Raw genomic sequence first — 20,468 nt, 5'->3', positions numbered from 1 at the left:
CAGTGTCGGGTATCCGGTGGTGGACACCGGCATGGCCGACGCCGCTACCGGACGGCCTCCAGGACCTCGCCGCAGCCCAGGGCCTCGGCGATCTCCTCCAGGGCGTCGCCCGGGACCGCGCCCTCGCCGCTGAGCGCCAGCAGCTCGTCGGCGGCGAGGCCGAACTCGGTGAGCAGGTGGGCGTCGCCGAGCGGGCCGACCGGGACGCCGCCGCGGGCGTCGGCGTCCTCCTCGTCCTGCTCCTCGGCCTCCTCGGCCTCGTCCAGCAGGTGGTCCAGGTCGCCGAACTCGCTCTCGCCGGCCTGGTCGACCAACTCGTCGGTGAGGACGGAGCCGTAGGAGCTGCGGGCGGCCGCGGCGCCGTCCGACACGAAGATCCGCGGGTCCTCCTCGCCGTCCACGCGGACGACGGCGAACCAGGCGTCCTCCTGTTCGATGAAGATCAGGACGCTGTCGTCGTCCTGGGCGGATCCGCGGGCCAGGTCGGCCAGATCGGCGAGGGTTTCGACGTCGTCGAGCTCCGTCTCGCTCACATCCCACCCGTCCTCGGTGCGAGCAAGCACTGCAGCGAAGTACGCCACCAGGGACACTCCCAAGATCATCGGTCTCGGCTGTCGGCGCGCACGGGCAACGCGGAAATCTGGCCGCCCCCGCGCCAGAGGCGGTCCGCTTGTTCGGACCGTCCCATCGGAATCGTGACAGAAAGCCCGCCCTTGCGGGGGGTGTTCTGCAGCGCGTCTTTGCAGGTCGTGTCGGAAGGACCGGGTGGCGGACGGCGAAGCCGGGCCGGGGCGGTCCGAGGCCGGTCGAAATTTGCTCCGAACGCCCGGCGGGGCCGTTCGGGTCCCTTCCCGGGGCCGTCCGGGTGTCGCGCCGGACGGGCGCCAGGGTGGCATCAGGGTGGTCCGGGGGTGCCTCCCGAGGCGGTTCCGGGGGCGGTTCCGGGCCCGGTCAGATCCGGAAGGTCCGCATCCGCATCGCCTCGCGCATCCGCCGCTCCTTGGTCCGCCGCGGCTGGACCCGCTCCCGCAGCTCGCGCGCCTCGGTGAGCTCGCGCAGGAAGACGGCCCGCCGCTTGCGGCGCTCCGCTTCCGTCTCGGGGTGGTCGTACGGCGGGCCCGGGCTCCGGCCCACCCCGTCGACGGGCTCGTCCATCGAGCCGTCCCCAGGGTTCGGGTTGCTCGTCATAAGAGGTGACATTCCCAGAACGGCCCGGTTGATACCACAGGAGGCACTTCCGTCCGGACGGCCGCGCCGGGTCACGGCGAGTCACGGGAGCGTCACCCGGACCGGTGCCCCGGTGGGCACGGCGAGTCGTACACCCGTCCAGGACCGGGCTAACCTCGATACATGCGTCTCCACGTTGTTGACCACCCCCTGGTCGCCCACAAGCTCTCCACCCTGCGCGACGAGCGCACCGACTCGCCGACCTTCCGTCGCCTGACCGACGAGCTGGTGACCCTCCTCGCCTACGAGGCCACCCGGGACGTCCGCACCGACGAGGTGGAGATCACCACCCCCGTGGCGGTCACGCTGGGTACCCGCCTCAGCTACCCGCGCCCGCTGGTGGTCCCGATCCTGCGGGCCGGCCTCGGCATGCTGGACGGGATGACCCGGCTGCTGCCGACCGCCGAGGTGGGTTTCCTCGGCATGGTCCGCAACGAGGAGACCCTGGAGGCCTCCACCTACGCCACCCGGATGCCGGACGACCTCTCCGGCCGCCAGGTCTACGTGCTCGACCCGATGCTGGCCACCGGCGGCACCCTGGTCGCCGCGATCAGGATGCTGATCGAGCGCGGCGCCACCGACGTCACCGCCGTGGTGCTGCTGGCCGCCCCCGAGGGCGTCGAGGTGATGGAGCGGGAGCTGGCAGGCCTGCCGGTCACCGTCGTCACCGCCGCCGTGGACGAGCGGCTCAACGAGAACGGCTACATCGTCCCGGGCCTCGGCGACGCGGGCGACCGGCTGTACGGCACGGCCGGCTGAGCCTCCCCACCCGAACCACCGAACACCGAGAGCCCCCGGCACTGCGTCTGCCGGGGGCTCTCGGTGTTCGGTGGTGCCGCGCGTCCGGTCGGTGCCGCCTCAGCAGCTGCCGGTGGCGGTCGGGGCGGGGGAGGGCTTGGTGGCCAGCGCGAGGGCGGCGGCCGCCTGGGTCTCGTCCAGCAGGGCGTTGTAGCTGTCGCCGATCACGAAGTCCACGGTGGTGTCGGTGCGGGCGTCGGCGGTGACGGCGGCCCCGGCGATCTGCGAACCGACCAGGGTGCCCGCGCCGGCGCCGGCCGGACCGGCGATCACCTGGGCGGTGCCGGGCACCTTCTTGTCCAGCTCGGCCGGGGCGTTGCCGACCTTGCCGATGACGAAGCCGCGCTTCTTGAACTCCTCGGCCGTCCGGCCGGCCAGCCCGGCCTTGGTGGTGGCGTTGTAGACGTTCACGGTGACGGCGGAGGCCTGCGGGACGGCGTGCGGGTCGCCCTGCGCGGCGGCGGGCGCACCGGAGGCGGCGGGGGTGCCCGGGGCGGCCCCCGGCGTCGGGGCGGCCAGCGGCTTGCCGGACGGGTCCGCGCAGGCCTGGGCCGAGGCGTTCTTGTTCCTGCCGGTGAAGATGTCGTACAGCTGCACGCCGCCGAGCGCGACCAGGGCCAGGGCGAGCAGGCCGGCGAGTGCGGCGATCACCTTGCGGCTCTTCTTCGGAGGCCGGCCCAGGCGCGGGTAGGTGTTGCCGGTGACGCGGTACTGCTTCCCCTTGAGGCCTTGGGGAGTCAACATGCTCACGGTTTGTCTCCCCCTCGTACCAGGGCGGGGTCGGGATGACGGATCGGCCGGGTGGGGGCTTCCCCCGGTGCGGGCGGAATCCCCTGGTCGCGGCCGTAGTCAGCAGCGTAGTGCCGGACAGCCTCGAAGGTACTAAACGATCATCATCTGGCGTACCCCGGTACCCGAAAGGGGGTACCGGGGTACGCGCGGACCGCCCTCCGCCGGGTGGCGAGGGGGCGGTCCGGAAAGCCCGTGGGGGTCCGACGGCCCGGTCGGGGGTCCGTCACTCCATTTCGAGGACGCGGGCGTGCAGCACCTGGCGCTGCTGCAACGCCGCCCGGACGGCCCGGTGCAGGCCGTCCTCCAGGTAGAGGTCGCCGTGCCACTTCACCACGTGGGCGAAGAGGTCCCCGTAGAACGTCGAGTCCTCGGCCAGGAGGGTTTCGAGGTCGAGTTGGCCCTTGGTGGTCACCAGCTGGTCGAGTCGCACCGGGCGCGGGGCGACGTCAGCCCACTGGCGGGTGCTCGTCCGGCCGTGATCCGGGTACGGCCGCCCATTGCCGATGCGCTTGAAGATCACACGGAAAGCCTACCGTTCGGACGGCGGATGGCGCAGCAGCCGAGGCTCCGCCACGCGCGCCGGTGTGAACTGCGCATGGACGAATGCCGCTGTTTGATGGGAAATGTCGCGAACATCGCCCGGTGCCGATCGGGTTCCGTGCCGATGCCGAAGCGTTCCGAAGCGTTCCGATCCGCTCAGGAGTGTTCACCGATGGACTCCGACCTCACCCCGCAGGCCGTCCGGGAGATCGCCGCCGGGTACGCCTTCACCGGCCCTGCCCTCGACCTCGGCGCGGTGCTGCTGGACGGCACCGCGTACCCGGACGCCCAGGTGCGCATCCCGCTGGGCGTGCTCAACCGGCACGGGCTGGTCGCCGGGGCCACCGGCACCGGCAAGACCAAGACCCTCCAGCTGATCGCCGAACAGCTCTCCGCGCAGGGCGTGCCGGTGTTCCTGGCCGACATCAAGGGGGACGTCTCCGGTGTCGCCGCGCCCGGGACGCCGAGCGAGCGGACCGGTGCCCGGGCCGCCGAGGTCGGGCAGCAGTGGGAGCCGCGCGGCTGCCCCGCCGAGTTCTACGCGCTCGGCGGGCAGGGCGCGGGCATCCCGATCCGGGCCACCGTCACCAGCTTCGGGCCGCTGCTGCTGGCCAAGGTGCTCGACCTGAACGAGACCCAGGAGTCCTCGCTCACCCTGGTGTTCCACTACGCCGACGCCAAGGGCCTGGAGCTCTACGACCTCAAGGACCTCACCGCGGTGATCGCCTTCCTCGCCTCGCCCGAGGGCAAGGAGGAGCTGCGGACCATCGGCGGGCTCTCGGCGGCCACCGCCGGGGTGATCCTGCGGGCGCTCACCGTGCTGGAGAACGAGGGCGCCGGGGCGTTCTTCGGCGAGCCCGAGTTCGACACCGCCGAACTGCTGCGGACCGCTCCGGACGGCCGGGGCGTGGTCTCGGTGCTGGAACTGCCCGCCGTACAGGACCGGCCGCGGCTGTTCTCCACCTTCCTGATGTGGCTGCTCGCCGACCTCTACCAGGAGCTGCCCGAGGTGGGCGACCCGGACAAGCCCAAGCTGGTGTTCTTCTTCGACGAGGCGCACCTTCTGTTCAAGGGCGCCTCCAAGGCCTTCCTGGAGGCGATCACCCAGACCGTGCGGCTGATCCGCTCCAAGGGCGTCGGCATCTTCTTCGTGACCCAGACGCCGCGGGACGTCCCGTCCGACGTGCTTGCGCAGTTGGGCAACCGGGTGCAGCACGCGCTGCGCGCCTTCACCCCCGACGACGCCAAGGCGCTGAAGGCCACCGTCTCGACCTTCCCGCGCTCCTCGTACGACCTCGGCGCGGTGCTGACCTCGCTGGGCACCGGCGAGGCCGTGGTCACCGTCCTCTCCGAGAAGGGCGCGCCGACCCCGGTCGCGGCGACCAGGCTGCGGGCGCCGCAGTCGCTGATGGGGCCGATCGAGGCGGCGGACCTGCGGGCGGTGGTGGACGCCTCGCCGCTGACGGCGCGCTACCGGGACGCGATCGACCGGGAGTCGGCGTACGAGAAGCTGGCGGCGCGCGCCCCCCGGCCGGAGGCGGCGCCGGCCGGGCCTCCCGCGTCGGCTCCTCCCGAGCCGGCGGCGCGGCGGGAGGAGCGGGAGGGGAAGGCGCGGGAGCAGGCGGGCGTGGGCGGGCTGCTCGGGTCGCTGCTGAACAACCCGAGCGTCAAGTCCTTCGCGCGCTCGGCCGGGAAGCAGCTCGGGCAGGAGATCTCGCGCAGCCTGTTCGGGACGTCCAAGCGGCGGCGGTGACCGGTTCCGGGGCGGGCGGCGGCCGGCCTCAGGAGGAGAGCGCGGCGCCGATCCGGTCCAGGGAGGACAGCCGCATCAGGCCGTAGTGGTAGAACTCGACCTCGGGGACGCCGAGTTCGCGCAGGGTGGCGATCTTGGCGGCGAGGTTCTCCGGGCCGTCGCAGTCGGAGGACATCGGGCGCAGGATCACCGCCATGGACTTCGGGTGGACGCCGTGCAGGGCGAAGGCGGCGAGCTTCTCCCGGACGGCCTCCGGGGTCTTCGCGTAGCCGAGGGTCTCGATCTGGTCGGCGGCTCCGGCGAGGGCGGGCAGGTCGATGCCGGCCAGCCAGCCGGTGCCCGGGCCGCCGCCGTCCATGAAGCTCAGCCGCATGCCGTGCCGGCGGGCCTGCTCGGAGAGGTCGGCGGCCAGCGAGGTGACGGTGGCGGCGGAGGCGTCCACGTAGGCGGCGAAGGCGCCGTCGGCGAGGGCGCTGAGGTCGGCGGGCCGGGCGGCGGCGGACTCGTCGGCCAGCCGGTGGCGCAGCTCGGCGCGGACCGCCTCGGCCACCTCCTCGGCCGGGACCCCGGCGGCGGTGGCGGCGGCGCGGCAGTGCGGGCAGAAGCAGACCCCGAGCAGGGCCTCGGCGGTCGGGCCCAGCTCCTCGAAGTAGCGCTCGTGGTGGTAGCCGTGGCGCAGCCCGTGGAAGTGCAGGGACTCGGCGCGGACCGCGTCCACGCCGTACCGGGCCAGTTCGGCCACCAGGGTCAGCGCGTACTCCCGGACCTCCGGGTTCGCCGGGCAGAGCTCGGTGAGGTGGCGGTCGCCGAAGGCGTTGGCGGGGGCGCAGTCGGGGTGGGCGAAGCCGAGCCGGTCGTTGTGGCAGAAGACCGTCCAGGCGTGCAGCTTCAGGCCGCGGCGGCGGGCCTCCTCGCCGGCCTCGGCGAAGGGGTCGCGGTCGCCGATCGCGGTGGACGGCGCCGGGGCCAGCCGGCGGCCCCGCCAGGCGGCCGGGTCGGGGCGGAAGTACGCCGCGCCCGGCTCCAGGTAGCGGACCACCCGGCGGGGGTTGTGCGGGAAGACGTCGCGGGCCTCGTGGTAGACGGAGGCGAGGGTGACGCCGCCGACCCCGGCGCGGTCGGTGAGGTTGCCGAAGAAGGTGTCGGCGCCCTCGTCGAGCAGGTCGGTGGCGAAGGCGAGGACGGACGACTCCACGGTGCGGCTCCGGAGCTGGGGGAGGGTGAGCCGTCCACGCTAGCCGCAGGGGTGGGATTGGTCTATACCTGATGGCCCGGGTGGGCTACCGGGCCGACGGCCGCCGGGCCGGGGGCTACAGGCCCAGGTCGTCCAGCTGCTTGAGCAGGGCGGATCCGGGGCTGTCCGGGGCGGCGGCGGGCTTCGGGGCCCGCTGTTCGGCCGGCCGGCTGCGGAGCAGGAAGGCGGCGGCCAGCCCGCCGATCAGTCCGCCCAGGTGGCCCAGCCAGCTGACGCCCGGGGTGACCGGCAGCACGCCGATCAGGATGGTCGAGTAGACCGCCGCGATGACGATGCCGACCGCCGCGTCCAGCACGTTGCGGTCCAGCACGCCGCGCAGCACCACGTAGCCGAGGTAGCCGTAGACCAGGCCGCTCGCCCCGGCCGTCACGGTGTTCGGGCTCTCCAGCAGCCAGACCAGCAGCCCGTCGGACATCGTGATCACCAGGCTGGCCAGCAGGAACTTCTTCATGCCCCGGTAGGCGGACAGGAAGCCGAGCAGGAACAGCGGCCAGGCATTGGCCGCGATGTGGTCCCAACCGAAGTGCAGGAACGGCGAGGTGAAGATCTCCGGCAGGTCGCCGATCCGCTCCGAGCGCAGGCCGAACTCCTGCGACAGCCCGTAGTCGTCCAGCCAGTTGACCACCTGGACGGACCAGATGACGGCCTGGAGGCCGAGCATGGTGAACAGTGCGTCGCGCGAGTCGGAGAGCAGACGGGTCATTCTGGAGGCCATGCCGTCGACTCTAGGGGCGGCGGGATCGCACACGCACCCGATTACGGCGAGCCGTTTAGAGTGACCTGTGTCATTCCGACCGTGAGAGGTGACCAGCCCATGAGCAAGCGCGCGCCGCTGCCGTACGAGTTCCTTCCGCAGGTGCCGTCCTTCCCGCTGAGCAGCGAGGACATCACCGAAGGCGGCACGCTGGGCCCGGAGTTCGTCCACGCCGACGGCAACCTCTCGCCGCAGCTGGCCTGGTCGGGCCTGCCGGAGGGCACCCGGAGCATCGCGGTCACCTGCTACGACCCGGACGCGCCGACCGGCTCCGGCTGGTGGCACTGGCTCGCCCTGAACCTGCCCGCCGACACCGCCGGCCTGCCGCGCGGCGCCGGCTCCTCGGACGCCGGCCTGCCCGGCGAGGCCTCCTTCCACGGCCGCAACGACTTCCCGGGCAACCGGTACGACGGCGCCGCCCCGCCGCCCGGCGCCCCGCACCGCTACGTCTTCGCGGTGCACGCGCTGGACGTGGAGAAGCTGGACGTCGCCGCCGACACCCCGCCGGCCCAGGTGGGCTTCAACCTCACCTTCCACACCCTGGGCCGGGCGCTGCTGACCGCCGAGTACGGGGTCTGAGCGGGGCCCGATCGATGTCGATACCGGTGTCCGACCGTCCGGTCGAGGTCTGGCGGCTGCCCGCAGAGGACGTCCGGGCCGGCCACCGGGCCCTGACCTGGACGGTCGGGCCGCAGGGGGAGCTGGCCGTCCTGGTGGTGCCGGAGCGGTACGCGGCACCGGCCGGTTCGTGGCCGTGCGCCCGGCTGCCGTTCGACGGCGAGGTGGTGGTGCGCGGCCCGCGGGGCGAGTGGCGGGTGCCGCTCACCGGGGTCGGGGTCCCGCCGGACTTCCTGGCGCTGCTGCCGGGCGGCCGGGTGCTGCTGGTCGGAGGCAGGGCCGAGGAGTCGGCGGACGGCTGGGAGCGCAACGGCCAGGTCTTCGGGCCGGACGGACGGCTGACCCGGGAGCTGCAACTCGGCGACGACGTCCAGGCGTTGACCACCGACCGGGACGGCCGGATCTGGCTCGCCTTCGGGGACGAGGGCAACTACGGGGACAACCCGCTCGGCCAGTACGGCCTGCTCGGGCTGGACACCGCCGGACGGATCGTCTGGCGGCCGGACTTCGGGCAGCTGGGCGACCAGCCGCTGGAGGGCCTCGCCGCCGCCACCGAGGGACGGCGGGCCTGGCTGGCCTGGTACGGGGACAGGAGCCACCTCACCGGGATCGACCCGGACGGGGGCGAGCCCGTCGTCATGCGGCTGCCGGCCCGCCAGCCGGTGGGCTTCGCGATCGCCGGGGACCGGGCCGTGTTCCTCCAGCCCGGCGGCGAGCTGATCCGGTGCGAACGGGAGAGCCGGAAGGGCTGGCGGGAGGTGCGCCGCGAGCGGGTCGGCGTCCCCGGCGGCCTCGACCGGGGGCGCGCGCACGGCCGGGACGGGGTGCTCTGGTTCCGCTCCGGCAACGGCTGGTTCCGGGTCGAGGCCTAGGTTCCGGCCCTCGGGTCGCGGCCTCAGGTGCCGGCCCTCAGGGCGGGGCCCGGGGTCCGGGCCTCCGGGCCGGCCGCGTGGTGGGCGCGGTCGGCGAGCCGGCGCAGGTGCTCGCGCAGCGCCGGCGGCTCGTGCACCTCGAAGGGGCAGTCCAGCGACAGCAGCCGCATCGCCGTCCACTCCAGCGAGTCGGAACGGGAGCGGAGCCGGCAGCTGTGCCCGTCGATCGGCTCGACCTCGGAGTCGCCCGGCCGGAGGCTGTCGCGGACCCGCTCGGCCGGGGCGTGCACGGTGGCGACCACGGTGCCGCTCGGTGACGGGCGGCGCAGCTTGCCCGCCACGTACGCGGCGGCGTCCTCGGCGGGGAGCGGGCGCGGGGTGAAGCGGACGCCGGTGGCGGCCGGGCCGCTCAGCCGGTCGACCCGGAACAGCCGCCAGTCCGCGCGGTCCAGGTCGTAGCCGACCAGGTACCAGCGGCGGCCGACCGAGACCAGCCGCTCGGGCTCGACCTGCCGACTGGTCTCGGCGCCGTCGTACGCCCGGTAGCCGAAGCGCAGCCGCTCCCGGGCGGTGACGGCGCGGGCGAGCACGGTGAGGTCCTCCGGGTCGACGGTCGGGCCGTCCCCGGCGAGCAGCGGCACGGTCGCGGAGTTGAGCGTCCCGACCTGGTGCCGCAGCCGGCCCGGCAGCACCTGGAGCAGCTTGCCGAGCGCCCGTACCGAGGCCTCCTCGATGCCGACCACGGCGTGCCCGGCCGCCGCGCGGAGCCCGACCGCGATGGCCACCGCCTCCTCGTCGTCCAGCAGCAGCGGGGGCATCGCGGTGCCCGCGACCAGCCGGTAGCCGCCCTCCGCGCCCATGCTGGCCCGCACCGGGTAGCCGAGCTCGCGCAGCCGGTCGATGTCGCGCCGGATGGTGCGGGGGCTGACGCCGAGCCGTTCGGCGAGCTCGCTGCCGGGCCACTCGCGCGGGGTCTGGAGCAGCGAGAGGAGGTTCAACAGTCGGGCCGGGGTGTCGCTCATGTGCGCCTCTCGATGCTTCGCTCGCTCGTGCCGTCCAGAATGCCGGACCAACTGGGACAGATTCTGACCTAGATGCCCGCTACTGTCGTGGACGTGGAAAAGGTAGAGGAGTACGGAATGGGCACCGCGGCAGCGGAGCGCCGGAGGTGGATCGCGCTGACGATCGTGATGGTCGCCTCCTTCATGGACCTGGTCGACGTGACCATCGTCAACATCGCCATCCCGAGCATCCAGCAGGACACCGGCGCCTCGTTCAGCGCCGTCCAGTGGGTCACCGGGGGCTACGCGCTGGCCTTCGCGATCGGGCTGATCACCGGCGGCCGGCTGGGTGACATCCACGGCCGCAAGCGGGTGTTCCTGATCGGGATCGGCGGCTTCACGCTGGCCTCGGCGCTGTGCGGGCTGGCCTCCAGTCCGGAGATGCTGATCGCGACCCGGGTGCTCCAGGGCGGCACGGCCGCGCTGATGGTGCCGCAGGTGCTGTCGATCATCCACGCGACCTTCCCGGCGGAGGAGCGCGGCAAGGTGTTCGGCCTGTTCGGCGCGGTGGTCGGGCTGGGCGCAGTCTCCGGTCCGATGATCGGTGCGCTGCTCACCGAGTGGGACCTGTTCGGCCTGGCCTGGCGGCCGATCTTCCTGATCAACCTGCCGGTCGGCATCGCCGGACTGCTGCTGGGCCGCCGCTTCATCGACGAGTCCAAGGCCGACCAGGCGCTGAAGCTGGACCTGGTGGGCGTGGCGCTGGCCAGCCTCGGCCTGCTGATGCTGATCTACCCGCTGACGCACGGCCGGGAGGCCGGCTGGCCGCTGTGGGGCTACCTGTCGATGGCCGGGAGCCTGCCGGTGTTCGCGCTGTTCGTGGCGTACGAGAAGGTCAAGACGCGGCGGGACGGCTCGCCGCTGGTGGAGCTGGCGCTGTTCCGGGTGAAGTCCTTCGCGGCCGGGATCTGCGTGCAGCTGGCCTTCGGCGTGGCACTCGGCATCTACTTCCTGGTCTGGACCCTCTACATGCAGATCGGGCTGGGCTGGAGCCCGCTCAAGGCCGGCGCGACCGGCATCCCGTTCTCGATCGCGGTCTCCACGGCGGCCGGACTGTCGGTGCAGAAGCTGGTGCCGCGGTTCGGACGGAAGGTGCTGCAGACCGGCGCGCTGGTGATGGCGGCGGGCGTGCTCGTCTACATCTGGGAGGCGGACCGGTACGGGACGACGATCACCGCCTGGCAGATGGCGCTGCCGCTGGTGGTGATGGGCCTCGGGATGGGGCTGATCGTCGCGCCGATCACCGACGCGGTGCTGGCCGAGGTGCCGCGTGAGCACGCCGGTTCGGCGTCCGGGCTGATCAACACCGTGCAGCAGGTGGGCAACGCGCTCGGGCTCGGCCTGGTGTCGGTGGCCTTCTTCGGGGCGATGGACGACGTGGTCGCGCCGGAGGCGGTCGGGACGGCGTTCGGCGGGGCCTTCGTGCACGCGATGTGGTGGGTCGCCGGGGTGCTGCTCGCGGTCTTCCTGCTGATGTTCGCGCTGCCGCGGCGGCGCAAGGCGCTCGGGGCGGTGACCGGCTCCGCGGACGCGGCCGGTTCCGGGGGCGCGGGTGGCTCCGCGGACGGTTCCACCGCGGAGCAGCAGGCGCCCGTCGTGGCCTGACGGAGCGCTCCCGTTCACGGGCCCCGGTCGCGCGGCGCGGCCGGGGCCCGCGTCGCGCTCTGGGCGGGGCCGGCCCCGGTACGGCCGGCCGGGTGGGTCAGCCGGTGCTCAGCGCACCCCGGTCGGGGTGGGGGCGGCGGACGTGCGGGTGGTGGTGCGCGGCTTGGCGGCGGCCTTGGCCTCCTTCGCGGCGCGCTTCACCTCCTGCTTGAACTCCCGCACCAGGGTGAGCGATTCGGGGCCGGTGATGTCGGCCACCGAGCGGTGCGCGCCCTCCTCGCCGTACACCCCGGCCGCCTCGCGCCAGCCCTCCGGCCGTACCCCGTACTGCTTGCCGAGCAGGGCCAGGAAGATCTGCGACTTCTGCTTGCCGAAGCCGGGCAGGGCGTTGAGCCGGCTGAGCAGCTCCTTGCCGGTGCGGACGTTCTTCCACAGCGCGGCCGCGTCTCCGTCGTACTGCGCGACGAGGAACTGGCAGAGCTGCTGCACCCGTTTGGCCATCGCGGCCGGGTAGCGGTGGACCGCCGGTTTGGCGGAGAGGAGCGCGACGAACTCCTCCGGGTTGTAGGTGGCGATCTCGTGGGCGTCCAGGTCGTCGTGGCCGAGGCGCTGGGCGATGGTCAGCGGGCCGGTGAACGCCCACTCCATCGGGACCTGCTGGTCCAGCAGCATGCCGACGAGTGCGGCGAGCGCGCTGCGTCCGAGCAGTTCGTCGGCCTCGGGCTGCTGTGCGAGCCGGACGGTGACGTTCATGGGCTTGCCCTCCTCGGAGTTGACGTCGGGTCGGCGCCCAGTCTGGTGGAAGCGGCGTTGGCGTACGCGGTCAACACGCCCGTAGCCGGGGAAGTCTTGTCTGTTCAAGGCCTTGCCAGAGCTGCATTGTTCGTTGGCGGAGCGGTTGCCGGGGGTGCCGGCGGGGGCGCGAGGGATATTTTTTGCCCGCGCCTGTCGCATCCGCCGGGGTCCCGGGGCGGGGGCGGTGCGGCGTCCGTGGGACGGCGGGCGCGGGGGCGTGGGGGGTTGGGGAGGGCGCTCGGCCGGGTGGGTGGTTCTGGACGGGGGGAACGAGTCATTTCATATGACTGTTTCTGTTGTGACGGTGCGGCGAGCTGACGGCGGGTCATTCTTGGTCCAATTCGACACGTCCAGAAAGGCCCGCCCGCCGTGACCCAGCCGTTCGAACTGCCGTCCTTCTACGTGCCGCACCCGGCACGCCTCAACCCGCATCTGGACGAGGCGCGGGCCCACTCCACCGGCTGGGCCCGGGAGATGGGGATGCTGGAGGGGTCGGGGATCTGGGATCAGGCCGACCTGGAGGCCCACGACTACGGACTGCTCTGCGCGTACACCCACCCCGACGCCTCCGCCGAGGCGCTGTCCCTGGTCACCGACTGGTACGTGTGGGTCTTCTTCTTCGACGACCACTTCCTCGACATGTACAAGCGCACCAACGACCGCGGGGCGGGCAAGGCCCACCTCGACCGGCTGCCGCTGTTCATGCCGGCCGACCCGGCCGCCGAGCTGCCGGAACCGGAGAACCCGGTCGAGGCGGGACTGGCCGACCTGTGGCGGCGCACCGTGCCGGTGATGGGTGAGGACTGGCGGCTCCGGTTCGCCGCGAGCACCCGGAACCTGCTCAACGAGTCGCTGTGGGAGCTCGCCAACATCAACGAGGGCCGGGTGGCCAACCCGGTCGAGTACATCGAGATGCGCCGCAAGGTCGGCGGCGCGCCCTGGTCCGCGCAGCTGGTCGAGTACGCGGCCGGCGCCGAGGTGCCGAAGGAGGTGTCGGGTTCGCGGGCGCTGCGGGTGCTGATGGACGCCTTCTCCGACGGGGTGCACCTGCGCAACGACATCTTCTCGTACCAGCGGGAGGTGGAGGACGAGGGCGAGCTGAGCAACGGCATCCTGGTGCTGGAGCGGTTCCTGGAATGCTCCACCCAGGAGGCCGCCGAGGCGGTCAACGACCTGCTCACCTCGCGGCTGCAGCAGTTCGAGAACACCGTGTTCACCGAACTGCCGGTGCTGTTCGCGGAGACCGGGCTGGACCCGGCGGGCCGTGCCCGGGTGATGGCGTACGTCAAGGGCCTCCAGGACTGGCAGTCCGGCGGGCACGAGTGGCACCTGCGCTCCAGTCGGTACATGAACGGCGGTGGGGCGGCGGCGAGTTCGTCCGGTTCGGCGGCCTCGGGCGGCGAGGTGGCGCCCGGCTCGGGCGGTGGGCTGCCGGGGCTGCCGGGTGGGCCCGGGGGCGGCAACTGGTGGGACCAGTACGCGATCGGCGGCATCGGGACCTCGGCGCTGGACATCCTGCGCAGCACGGCCGCCGGGGCTTCGGTGGCCGCGGCGGAGGCGAGCCCGACGGGTGCGGCCGAGGGTGCGGCGGGCCCGGCCGTGCGGCGGGCGCGGTCGCACGGCCACGTGCCGCACCAGGCCGTCGGGCCGTCCCTGCTGCCCGAGTTCGAGCTGCCGTACGAGCTCCGGCTGAGCCCGCACCTGGACGGCGCCCGGGAGCGCGTGATCGAGTGGGCCGGGCGGATGGGGCTGCTGGCGGCGGAGCCGGGCGTCCCCGCGTCCGGCATCTGGGACGCCGAGTCGATGCGCGACTACGACCTCCCGCTCTGCGCGGCCGGCCTCCACCCGGACGCCACCGCCGACCAACTCGACATCGCCTCCGCCTGGTTGGCCTGGGGCACCTGGGCCGACGACTACTACCCCCGGGCCTTCGGACGCACCCGCGACCTGGGCGGCGCCAAGGCCGCCAACGCGCGGCTGTCCCTGTTCATGCCGGTGGACGGCACCCCGGCGCCGGAGCCCGTCAACGCGCTGGAGCGCGGCCTCGCCGACATCTGGGAGCGCACCGCCGGCCCGATGGCCGTCGAGGCCAGGGGCCGGTTCCGGGTGGCCGTCGAGGTGATGCTGGACAGCTGGATCTGGGAGCTGGCCAACCAGATCCAGAACCGGATCCCGGACCCGGTGGACTACCTGGAGATGCGCCGCTCCACCTTCGGCTCCGAGCTCACCACGAGCCTCTCCCGCCTGGGCCACGGGCAGACCGTGCCGCAGGAGGTGTACGACCACGGCTCGATGCGCGCGCTGGAGAACTCCGCGATGGACTACGCGTGCATGATGAACGACCTCTTCTCGTACCAGAAGGAGGTCGAGTACGAGGGCGAGCTGCACAACGCCGTCCTGGTGGTGCAGAACTTCTTCGGCTGCGACTACCCGTCCGGGGTCCGGATCGTCGACGACCTGATGCACTCGCGGCTGGGCCAGTTCCAGCACGTCGCGCAGAAGGAACTCCCGGTCATGTACGAGGACTTCGGGCTGGAGCAGGCGGCCAGGGAGCTGCTCGACGGGTACGTGGGGGAGCTGGAGAACTGGCTCGCGGGCATCCTCAACTGGCACGGGGGCTGCCTCCGGTACGGCACGGCCGACCTGGAGCGGCACTTCGGCGCCGAGCGGGACCTGGTGGAGGCCTCGCAGGCCCGTCGGGCGGCCACGGCGGCGGCCGCCGAGGCTCCGGCGGCGGGCACCGCCCCGGTGGTTCCGAGCGTGCCGGTGCCCTCGGCGCCCCCGGTGCCGCTCGGCCCGACCGGCCTGGGCACGGCCTCGCTGCGCCTGTCGGCGGGCGGCTGACCTCGGAGGTCCGCACCCGCGCGGGTTCCAGCCCGCGCGGGTGCGGCGCGTCGTGGCTAGGCTGACGAACCGGGGGCCGGCGTGCGCCCTCCAGGCGCGCGCGCTTCGCCACACACGAGGGCAGAGAGATGGCTGCGCTACCTGAGGGCACACCCTGTTGGGCCGACGCGATGTTCACCGACCTGGAGGGCGCCAAGGCCTTCTACGGCGACGTGCTGGGCTGGACCTTCGGCGAGAGCTCGTCGGAGTTCGGCAACTACACCCAGGCGTACTCGGACGGCAAGGCGGTCGCCGCGGTCGTGCCGCCGATGCCCGGCGCGGAGGCCCAGTCCGCCTGGTGCCTGTACCTGGCCTCACCGGACGCCGGCGCCACCGCGGCGCGGATCCGCGCCAACGGCGGCGAGGTGGTCATGGGGCCGATGCAGGTCGGCGACTTCGGCACGCTGGTGATCGCCAGGGACCCGGGCGGTGTGGTGTTCGGCGTCTGGCAGGCCGGGCGGCACGAGGGCTTCGAGAAGCAGGGCGAGCCCGGCGCGTACAGCTGGGCCGAGGTGGTGACCCGCGAGCCCGCGAAGGCGGACGCCTTCTTCCCGGCGGTCTTCCCGTACGGCGTGCAGAAGATGGCGGGCGGGGACTTCGACTACCGGATGTTCCAGGTCGGTGGCCGGCCGGTGCTGGGCCGGATGGGAGCGGAGGGCGACTTCCTGCCGCCCGAGGCCCCCTCGTACATCAGCGTCTACTTCGCGGTGGACGACACCGACGCCGCGATCGGGCGGCTGACGGCGCGCGGCGGCACGGTGTACTTCGGGCCGGTGGACAGCCCGTTCGGCCGGTTCGCGGCGGTCGGCGACCCGCAGGGCGCGGCCTTCGGGTTGATCGACCTCGATCGGCGGGTAGGGGAGCAGCCGGAGACGGAGGACGTCTGATGGGTCCGACGGGACGACGAGCGACAGGGGTGGCCGATGGGTGAGCGCGAGGAACTCGTCGAGACGCTGGACAAGCACCGCGGACTGCTGCGGCACACCGTACGGGACCTCACCGACGCGCAGGCGGCCGAGCGCACCACCGTCAGCGAGCTGAGCCTCGGCGGCCTGATCAAGCACGTGGCGGGGGTCGAGGCGCGCTGGGCGCGGTTCATCACCGGCGGTGCGGAGGCGATGCGGAGCGGGGACGCGGGCGCCGCCGACCCGGACGCCTGGGCGGCCCAGTTCCGGATGGCGGAGGGCGACACCCTGGCCGGGCTGCTCGCCGAGTATGAGCGGACGGCGCGCGGGACGGACGAGCTGGTCCGGAGCCTGCCCGACCTCGACGCCGCCCACGACCTGCCGCCCGCGCCCTGGTTCCCGCCGGGCACGGCCTGGTCGGCCCGGCGGGTGCTGCTGCACCTGATCGCCGAGACCGCGCAGCACGCCGGGCACGCGGACATCATCCGGGAGGCGCTGGACGGGGCGAAGTCGATGGGCTGAGCCGGAGCGGCGCCGTCGAGCGGGAGCGGCGCCGGGGCGGCCGTCAGGGCAGCTCCACGCCGAGGAGTTCGCGCAGCGCCCGGCCGCCGTCCGGGGTGACCCGGAGGGCCCGGCCGGAGCCGATCCGCTCCACCCAGGCGCGGTCCAGGGCGGCCCGGCAGAGGGCCGCGCCCAGCGCCCCGCCCAGGTGGCCGCGGCGCTCCGTCCAGTCCAGGCAGCTGCGCACCACCGGGCGTCCGCCGCGGCGGCCCGCGCCCGGCGGCAGCTCGATCGCCTGCGCGGCCAGCCAGTCCCGGCCGCGTCCGGTGAGGGCCAGCCCGTCCTCCTCGGTGACCAGGCCGCGCGCGAACAGCGCGTCCGACACGGCCACGCCGAGGCGTCCGGCCAGGTGGTCGTAGCAGGTGCGGGCGCGGGCCTCGGCGCTCAGCCGGGTGGCCTCGGTCAGGTTGCGGGGCGCGGTCGCGGGGCCGGGACCGGACTCCGCGAAGACGGTGAGGTCCTCGATCAGCGTGGCCACCGCGGGCGAGGCCAGCCGGACGTACCGGTGCCGGCCCTGCCGCTCCTCGGCCAGCAGCCCGCCCGCGATCAGCCGGGACAGGTGCTCGCTGGCCGTGGACGGCGCGACGCGCGCGTGCCGGGCCAGCTCACCGGCCGTCCAGGCGCGGCCGTCGAGCAGGGCGGAGCAGATGGCGGCCCGGGTGGGGTCGGCGAGCAGGGCGGCGAGGGCGGCGAGCGTCATGCCTCCATGGTCGGGGCACGGCGGTGCGTGGATGCCCTGGTGCGGGGGACGGGGCGGTCGCGGCGGCGGGGCCGCGTGGGGGAGCGGAGCCGGGGGCATGCCCCCAGGGTCGCCCCGGCACGGTTCGGCCGGGACCGAAACGACCCGGGGCCACGATGACGGCATGAGCGAAACCACGGTGGTCCCCGGGGCGGCGACCACGACCTTCTCCCGCTACGACGACGTGACGGCGGCCCTGGCCGATCCCGCGCTGGTGCCGCTGCCCGCGGCGGCCCCCGCGCGTGGTGTGCCGGGCAGCGACCCCGGCACGGTGGCCTGGCTGCGGTCCGTCGTCGCCCGGTTCAGCTCCGGGGAACCGCACGCCCGGCGCCGGGCGCTGGTGCTGGCCGACCTGGAGCGGCTGGACCCGGACCGGCTGCGGGTGGCCGCGGCCGGCGGCTTCGAGCCCGACATCCGGCTGCGGGTCGTCCGGGTGCTCGCGGCGGAGCTCGGCCTGGCCGACCCGGAGGCCGTGGCGCGGGACGTCGCGACGGTGTCCCGGGCGTACTTCACCGACGCGCCGGCCTGTTCGGCGGTGGACGGCCCGGCGGTGGACGGCCCGGTGGCGGGCGCGTCGTTGGACCCGGTGGTGGACGGCGCGTCGGCCGACCCGGTGGCCGACGCGGCGGTGGCCCGGCTGCTGCCCGCGATGGGGGACCGGGACGAGGAGACCGCCGCGAACCGGATCGGCCTGCTCGTCCAGGCCTGCGACGCCACCGCCGCGCTGGTCGAGGGCGCCCGCCGGCACGAGGACGGGTTGGCCGGCGTGCTGCGCACGGATCCGCCGGCCCGGACGATGCGGCGGATCGCCGTCCGGGCGACCGAGGTCGGCGGGGTCGCGGTGCCGGTCGGGACGCGGGTCCTGCTCGACATCGCCGCCGCCCAGGCCGGGGCGCCGGCCGGGGTCGCGCTCACCTTCGGCGCCCCGCCCCGGAGTTGCCCGGGCCGCTCGCAGGCCCTGGTGATCGCCGAGGGCATCCTGTACGGCGCCTCCGACCCGGCGGACACCGGGACGCCGCCGCCGTCGACCCCGGACCTCGACAAGGCCGAACTCGCCGCCCTGGTCCCGGAGATGGTCACGTACGTGCTCGCCCTGGCGGTCGGCTGGACGGCCTGGGACGGCCGTCCGATCGTCAACGCCGACGGCCGAACCTACGCGCCGCACAAGGCTGTTCGCCGCATCACCGACCATCTCGTCGACCACCTCGCCGAGGTGGAGGCCCGGCTGGTCGGCGAACCGACCGAGCCCGACCGCTGGCACGCCTCCAACGCCACCACCCCGGCCGACCTGGCCCCGTTCACCACCGCCGACCTGGACGAGGCCCGCAGCCGGCTGACCCGGCTGGCCGGGATCTGGTCCCGGCGGGTCGCGGCGCTGCCGGACGAACAGCTGGACGACTCCCCGGGGACGGGCTGGAGCTTCCGGCAGATCGTCTGCCACGTCTCCGAGGCCGGGTACTACTACGCGGACTCGGTCGGGAGCCTGGCGGGTGCGAAGGACGGCGCCGCGGATCCGGCGTGGGTGACCGACAGCCCGACGTGTGCGACCGACAGTCCGGCGGACCCGACCGGACACCGTGCGAACGAGCCGATGGAGACGACCCGATGACCCCCTTCGCCGCCCTGCACCACCGCCCCGGGCGCCCACTGCTGCTCCCCAACGCCTGGGACCACGCCTCGGCCGTCGCCCTCGCCGCCCAGGGCCACCCCGCGATCGGCACCACCAGCCTGGGCGTGGCGGCCGTCGCCGGCCTCCCCGACGGCGCCGCCGCCACCCGCGCGGAGACCGTACGGCTGGCGCGCCGGCTCGGGCGCGACGGCTTCCTGCTCAGCGTCGACGCGGAGTCCGGGTTCAGCGACGACCCGGACGAAGTCGCAGAGCTGGCCGTGGAGTTGGCCGAGGCCGGCGCGGTCGGCATCAACCTGGAGGACGGCCGGGCGGACGGCATGCTGGCCCCGTCCGCCCGCCACGCCGCGAAGATCGCCGCGGTGAAGGCGGCCGCCCCGGAGCTGTTCGTCAACGCCCGTACCGACACCTACTGGTGCGGGCAGGACGCCCCCGAGGCGGAGACGCTCCGCCGCCTGGACGCCTACCAACAGGCGGGCGCGGACGGCGTGTTCGTCCCCGGGGTGACCGGTCCGGCGGCGATCGGCCGGCTGGTCGGCGCGCTCGCCGTCCCGCTCAACATCCTCTGGACGCCGACCGGCCCGGGCCTCGTCGAGCTGGCCGCGCTCGGGGTGGCCCGGGTCAGCCTCGGGTCGCTGCTGTACCGCGCGGCACTGGCGGCGGCGGTGGCCACGGCGGCGGCCGTCGCGGCGGGGGAGCCGGTCGGTCCGGTGCCGGGGTACGCGGAGGTGCAGGCGCTCAGCGGGAGCTGAGCCGCGCGGTCGGGGCGGCGCTGGGCCGCGTGGCCGGGGCGGCGCTGGGCCGCGTGGCCGGGCGGGAGGCGGCACGTCGGGCGGGGGCGGCCCCCGGAGGGCTCAGTGCTGTCCGCGGGCCGTCCTGGCCGCTTCGATCCCGTCCAGGATGACGTTGACGCCCCGGGCGAAGGTGCTGTCCCGGCCTCCGGCGACCTCGTCCGGAACCGAGGTGGTGTACAGCCGGTGCAGCCGCGGGAAGTCCTTGGTGGCCTCCGTGACGACGGGCAGCAGCCGGTTCATCCACTCCTGCTCGTCCTGGCCGCTGCGGGCCAGCGCGGCCAGCCAGGCGGCCTCCACGCAGGCGGTCCCGATGGTGTAGCCCATGACCGCGTTCATCGCGTCGTTCGCCTCGACGATCTCGAAGCCGGCCGCCTCCAGGACGTCCAACAGGGCTTCGGAGAGCCGCATCCAGTTGGGGCCGAGATAGATCATCCCGACGTCTCCGATCACCCCGACCATCCACGGGTGGCGGATGATGGCCGTGCGCATGCTCTCGGCGCACTCCGTGATCTTCGCGCGCCAGACCTTCGGCTCCTCGGACCCCTCGGCCGAGGGGTGCGGGAGGGTGCCGAAGACCTGGTCGACGACCAGGGCGAGCAGCTCGTCCTTGTTGGCGACGTGGGTGTAGAGCGAGGTGGCGCCGGCGTTCAGCCGGGCGGCGAGCTTGCGCATGCTCAGCGCCTCGATGCCGCCGGAGTCCAGCAGCGCGAAGGCCTCGGCGACGATCTGTTCGCGGCTGAGGGCGGGCTGTTCCCGCCGTCGCTCGGGGCGGTTCCACGGCATGGGGATGCCCGGGGTCGCGCCGTCCTCTGTCCTGGCCGCCATCGGGCCCTCCTCACCAATCGTCCGGATCCGGTCCGGTTCGGCGCCGCTCGCCACGGGTTGATGC

Annotated in this window: 20 protein-coding genes; 10 read left to right on the top strand and 10 right to left on the bottom strand. The window is 74.0% G+C overall.

The genetic code is table 11. The features are described from left to right. Window positions 1-44: 44 nt before the first annotated feature. The gene (locus AMK13_RS09530) at window positions 45-602 is read right to left on the bottom strand and encodes a tRNA adenosine deaminase-associated protein (RefSeq protein ID WP_049650157.1); all 558 of its coding nucleotides are present in this window, start codon (window positions 600-602) and stop codon (window positions 45-47) included. A 349-nt stretch (window positions 603-951) separates the two neighbouring features. Continuing rightward, complete coding sequence (locus AMK13_RS09525; RefSeq protein ID WP_049650158.1) at window positions 952-1,155, bottom strand: hypothetical protein; 204 nt, start codon at window positions 1,153-1,155, stop codon at window positions 952-954. Between the two features lie 195 nt (window positions 1,156-1,350). On the opposite strand from AMK13_RS09525, the gene upp reads away from it, so the two are divergent. Continuing rightward, window positions 1,351-1,986 carry a uracil phosphoribosyltransferase gene (gene upp, locus AMK13_RS09520; protein ID WP_049650159.1) on the top strand — a complete coding sequence of 212 codons (636 nt, stop codon included), beginning with the start codon at window positions 1,351-1,353 and terminating at the stop codon, window positions 1,984-1,986. Between the two features lie 99 nt (window positions 1,987-2,085). Here upp and AMK13_RS09515 read toward each other — a convergent pair whose 3' ends face one another. Both AMK13_RS09515 and AMK13_RS09510 read right to left on the bottom strand, forming a co-directional pair. Then, window positions 2,086-2,769: a LytR C-terminal domain-containing protein gene (locus AMK13_RS09515; RefSeq protein ID WP_049650160.1), complete on the bottom strand. Its 684-nt coding sequence runs from the start codon at window positions 2,767-2,769 to the stop codon at window positions 2,086-2,088. Window positions 2,770-3,040: 271 nt separating this feature from the next. Beyond that, a complete protein-coding gene (locus AMK13_RS09510) occupies window positions 3,041-3,337 on the bottom strand; it encodes a type II toxin-antitoxin system VapB family antitoxin (RefSeq protein ID WP_030061387.1) in 297 nt (98 codons plus the stop codon). Window positions 3,338-3,529: 192 nt separating this feature from the next. Between AMK13_RS09510 and AMK13_RS09505 the strand changes: the two genes are divergently transcribed. Beyond that, window positions 3,530-5,110: a helicase HerA-like domain-containing protein gene (locus AMK13_RS09505; RefSeq protein WP_074001822.1), complete on the top strand. Its 1,581-nt coding sequence runs from the start codon at window positions 3,530-3,532 to the stop codon at window positions 5,108-5,110. Window positions 5,111-5,138: 28 nt separating this feature from the next. Here the strand turns inward: AMK13_RS09505 and AMK13_RS09500 are convergent, their stop codons facing one another. Further along, the gene (locus AMK13_RS09500; RefSeq protein ID WP_074001821.1) at window positions 5,139-6,305 is read right to left on the bottom strand and encodes a hypothetical protein; all 1,167 of its coding nucleotides are present in this window, start codon (window positions 6,303-6,305) and stop codon (window positions 5,139-5,141) included. Between the two features lie 115 nt (window positions 6,306-6,420). Next, window positions 6,421-7,080: a rhomboid family intramembrane serine protease gene (locus AMK13_RS09495; protein ID WP_074001820.1), complete on the bottom strand. Its 660-nt coding sequence runs from the start codon at window positions 7,078-7,080 to the stop codon at window positions 6,421-6,423. 99 nt (window positions 7,081-7,179) lie between these two features. On the opposite strand from AMK13_RS09495, the gene AMK13_RS09490 reads away from it, so the two are divergent. Together AMK13_RS09490 and AMK13_RS09485 are read left to right on the top strand one after the other, a co-directional pair. After that, on the top strand, window positions 7,180-7,698 hold the full coding sequence (locus AMK13_RS09490) for a YbhB/YbcL family Raf kinase inhibitor-like protein (RefSeq protein WP_049650163.1): 519 nt from the start codon (window positions 7,180-7,182) through the stop codon (window positions 7,696-7,698). A 14-nt stretch (window positions 7,699-7,712) separates the two neighbouring features. Next, window positions 7,713-8,609 (top strand): hypothetical protein, encoded by an 897-nt coding sequence (locus AMK13_RS09485; protein WP_074001819.1) that lies wholly within the window; start codon window positions 7,713-7,715, stop codon window positions 8,607-8,609. Between the two features lie 23 nt (window positions 8,610-8,632). Here AMK13_RS09485 and AMK13_RS09480 read toward each other — a convergent pair whose 3' ends face one another. Further along, entirely contained in the window at window positions 8,633-9,631 is a 999-nt protein-coding gene (locus tag AMK13_RS09480) for a helix-turn-helix transcriptional regulator (protein ID WP_049650165.1), read from the bottom strand. Window positions 9,632-9,748: 117 nt separating this feature from the next. On the opposite strand from AMK13_RS09480, the gene AMK13_RS09475 reads away from it, so the two are divergent. Continuing rightward, window positions 9,749-11,275 carry an MFS transporter gene (locus AMK13_RS09475; protein ID WP_107418702.1) on the top strand — a complete coding sequence of 509 codons (1,527 nt, stop codon included), beginning with the start codon at window positions 9,749-9,751 and terminating at the stop codon, window positions 11,273-11,275. A gap of 108 nt (window positions 11,276-11,383) precedes the next feature. Here AMK13_RS09475 and AMK13_RS09470 read toward each other — a convergent pair whose 3' ends face one another. Beyond that, complete coding sequence (locus AMK13_RS09470; RefSeq protein ID WP_074001818.1) at window positions 11,384-12,028, bottom strand: HhH-GPD-type base excision DNA repair protein; 645 nt, start codon at window positions 12,026-12,028, stop codon at window positions 11,384-11,386. Window positions 12,029-12,439: 411 nt separating this feature from the next. Between AMK13_RS09470 and AMK13_RS40870 the strand changes: the two genes are divergently transcribed. The 3 genes from AMK13_RS40870 (at window position 12,440) to AMK13_RS09455 (ending at window position 16,380) form a co-directional block, all read left to right on the top strand. Continuing rightward, on the top strand, window positions 12,440-14,914 hold the full coding sequence (locus AMK13_RS40870; RefSeq protein WP_079271974.1) for a terpene synthase family protein: 2,475 nt from the start codon (window positions 12,440-12,442) through the stop codon (window positions 14,912-14,914). Window positions 14,915-15,042: 128 nt separating this feature from the next. Then, a complete protein-coding gene (locus AMK13_RS09460) occupies window positions 15,043-15,840 on the top strand; it encodes a VOC family protein (protein WP_074001817.1) in 798 nt (265 codons plus the stop codon). A gap of 36 nt (window positions 15,841-15,876) precedes the next feature. Further along, window positions 15,877-16,380 carry a DinB family protein gene (locus tag AMK13_RS09455; protein WP_049660190.1) on the top strand — a complete coding sequence of 168 codons (504 nt, stop codon included), beginning with the start codon at window positions 15,877-15,879 and terminating at the stop codon, window positions 16,378-16,380. A gap of 43 nt (window positions 16,381-16,423) precedes the next feature. Here the strand turns inward: AMK13_RS09455 and AMK13_RS09450 are convergent, their stop codons facing one another. Further along, window positions 16,424-17,119, bottom strand: a complete 696-nt coding sequence (locus AMK13_RS09450; RefSeq protein WP_074001816.1) for an ArsR/SmtB family transcription factor — start codon at window positions 17,117-17,119, stop codon at window positions 16,424-16,426. 163 nt (window positions 17,120-17,282) lie between these two features. On the opposite strand from AMK13_RS09450, the gene AMK13_RS44670 reads away from it, so the two are divergent. Further along, window positions 17,283-18,767 carry a hypothetical protein gene (locus AMK13_RS44670; protein WP_074001815.1) on the top strand — a complete coding sequence of 495 codons (1,485 nt, stop codon included), beginning with the start codon at window positions 17,283-17,285 and terminating at the stop codon, window positions 18,765-18,767. Next, the gene (locus tag AMK13_RS09440; protein WP_074001814.1) at window positions 18,764-19,537 is read left to right on the top strand and encodes an isocitrate lyase/PEP mutase family protein; all 774 of its coding nucleotides are present in this window, start codon (window positions 18,764-18,766) and stop codon (window positions 19,535-19,537) included. Before AMK13_RS44670 ends, AMK13_RS09440 begins: the two co-directional genes overlap by 4 nt. A 102-nt stretch (window positions 19,538-19,639) precedes the next feature. On the opposite strand, the gene AMK13_RS09435 is transcribed toward AMK13_RS09440, so the two are convergent. Then, on the bottom strand, window positions 19,640-20,404 hold the full coding sequence (locus tag AMK13_RS09435) for a TetR/AcrR family transcriptional regulator C-terminal domain-containing protein (RefSeq protein WP_074001813.1): 765 nt from the start codon (window positions 20,402-20,404) through the stop codon (window positions 19,640-19,642). Between the last annotated feature and the right edge of the window lie 64 nt (window positions 20,405-20,468).

The organism is Streptomyces sp. CB02056 (genome assembly GCF_001905545.1).
In the GTDB taxonomy this organism is placed as follows: domain Bacteria; phylum Actinomycetota; class Actinomycetes; order Streptomycetales; family Streptomycetaceae; genus Kitasatospora.
This window is presented reverse-complemented; position numbering and strand designations above follow the sequence as displayed.

What these genes read in the sequence shown, in the direction of transcription:
- AMK13_RS09530 (WP_049650157.1), bottom strand. Translation starts at nt 602, where the DNA reads ATGATCTTGGGAGTGTCCCTGGTGGCGTACTTCGCTGCAGTGCTTGCT.
- AMK13_RS09525 (WP_049650158.1), bottom strand. Translation starts at nt 1,155, where the DNA reads ATGGACGAGCCCGTCGACGGGGTGGGCCGGAGCCCGGGCCCGCCGTAC.
- upp (WP_049650159.1), top strand. Translation starts at nt 1,351, where the DNA reads ATGCGTCTCCACGTTGTTGACCACCCCCTGGTCGCCCACAAGCTCTCC.
- AMK13_RS09515 (WP_049650160.1), bottom strand. Translation starts at nt 2,769, where the DNA reads ATGTTGACTCCCCAAGGCCTCAAGGGGAAGCAGTACCGCGTCACCGGC.
- AMK13_RS09505 (WP_074001822.1), top strand. Translation starts at nt 3,530, where the DNA reads ATGGACTCCGACCTCACCCCGCAGGCCGTCCGGGAGATCGCCGCCGGG.
- AMK13_RS09495 (WP_074001820.1), bottom strand. Translation starts at nt 7,080, where the DNA reads ATGGCCTCCAGAATGACCCGTCTGCTCTCCGACTCGCGCGACGCACTG.
- AMK13_RS09490 (WP_049650163.1), top strand. Translation starts at nt 7,180, where the DNA reads ATGAGCAAGCGCGCGCCGCTGCCGTACGAGTTCCTTCCGCAGGTGCCG.
- AMK13_RS09485 (WP_074001819.1), top strand. Translation starts at nt 7,713, where the DNA reads ATGTCGATACCGGTGTCCGACCGTCCGGTCGAGGTCTGGCGGCTGCCC.
- AMK13_RS09480 (WP_049650165.1), bottom strand. Translation starts at nt 9,631, where the DNA reads ATGAGCGACACCCCGGCCCGACTGTTGAACCTCCTCTCGCTGCTCCAG.
- AMK13_RS09475 (WP_107418702.1), top strand. Translation starts at nt 9,749, where the DNA reads ATGGGCACCGCGGCAGCGGAGCGCCGGAGGTGGATCGCGCTGACGATC.
- AMK13_RS09470 (WP_074001818.1), bottom strand. Translation starts at nt 12,028, where the DNA reads ATGAACGTCACCGTCCGGCTCGCACAGCAGCCCGAGGCCGACGAACTG.
- AMK13_RS09460 (WP_074001817.1), top strand. Translation starts at nt 15,043, where the DNA reads ATGGCTGCGCTACCTGAGGGCACACCCTGTTGGGCCGACGCGATGTTC.
- AMK13_RS09455 (WP_049660190.1), top strand. Translation starts at nt 15,877, where the DNA reads ATGGGTGAGCGCGAGGAACTCGTCGAGACGCTGGACAAGCACCGCGGA.
- AMK13_RS09450 (WP_074001816.1), bottom strand. Translation starts at nt 17,119, where the DNA reads ATGACGCTCGCCGCCCTCGCCGCCCTGCTCGCCGACCCCACCCGGGCC.
- AMK13_RS44670 (WP_074001815.1), top strand. Translation starts at nt 17,283, where the DNA reads ATGAGCGAAACCACGGTGGTCCCCGGGGCGGCGACCACGACCTTCTCC.
- AMK13_RS09440 (WP_074001814.1), top strand. Translation starts at nt 18,764, where the DNA reads ATGACCCCCTTCGCCGCCCTGCACCACCGCCCCGGGCGCCCACTGCTG.
- AMK13_RS09435 (WP_074001813.1), bottom strand. Translation starts at nt 20,404, where the DNA reads ATGGCGGCCAGGACAGAGGACGGCGCGACCCCGGGCATCCCCATGCCG.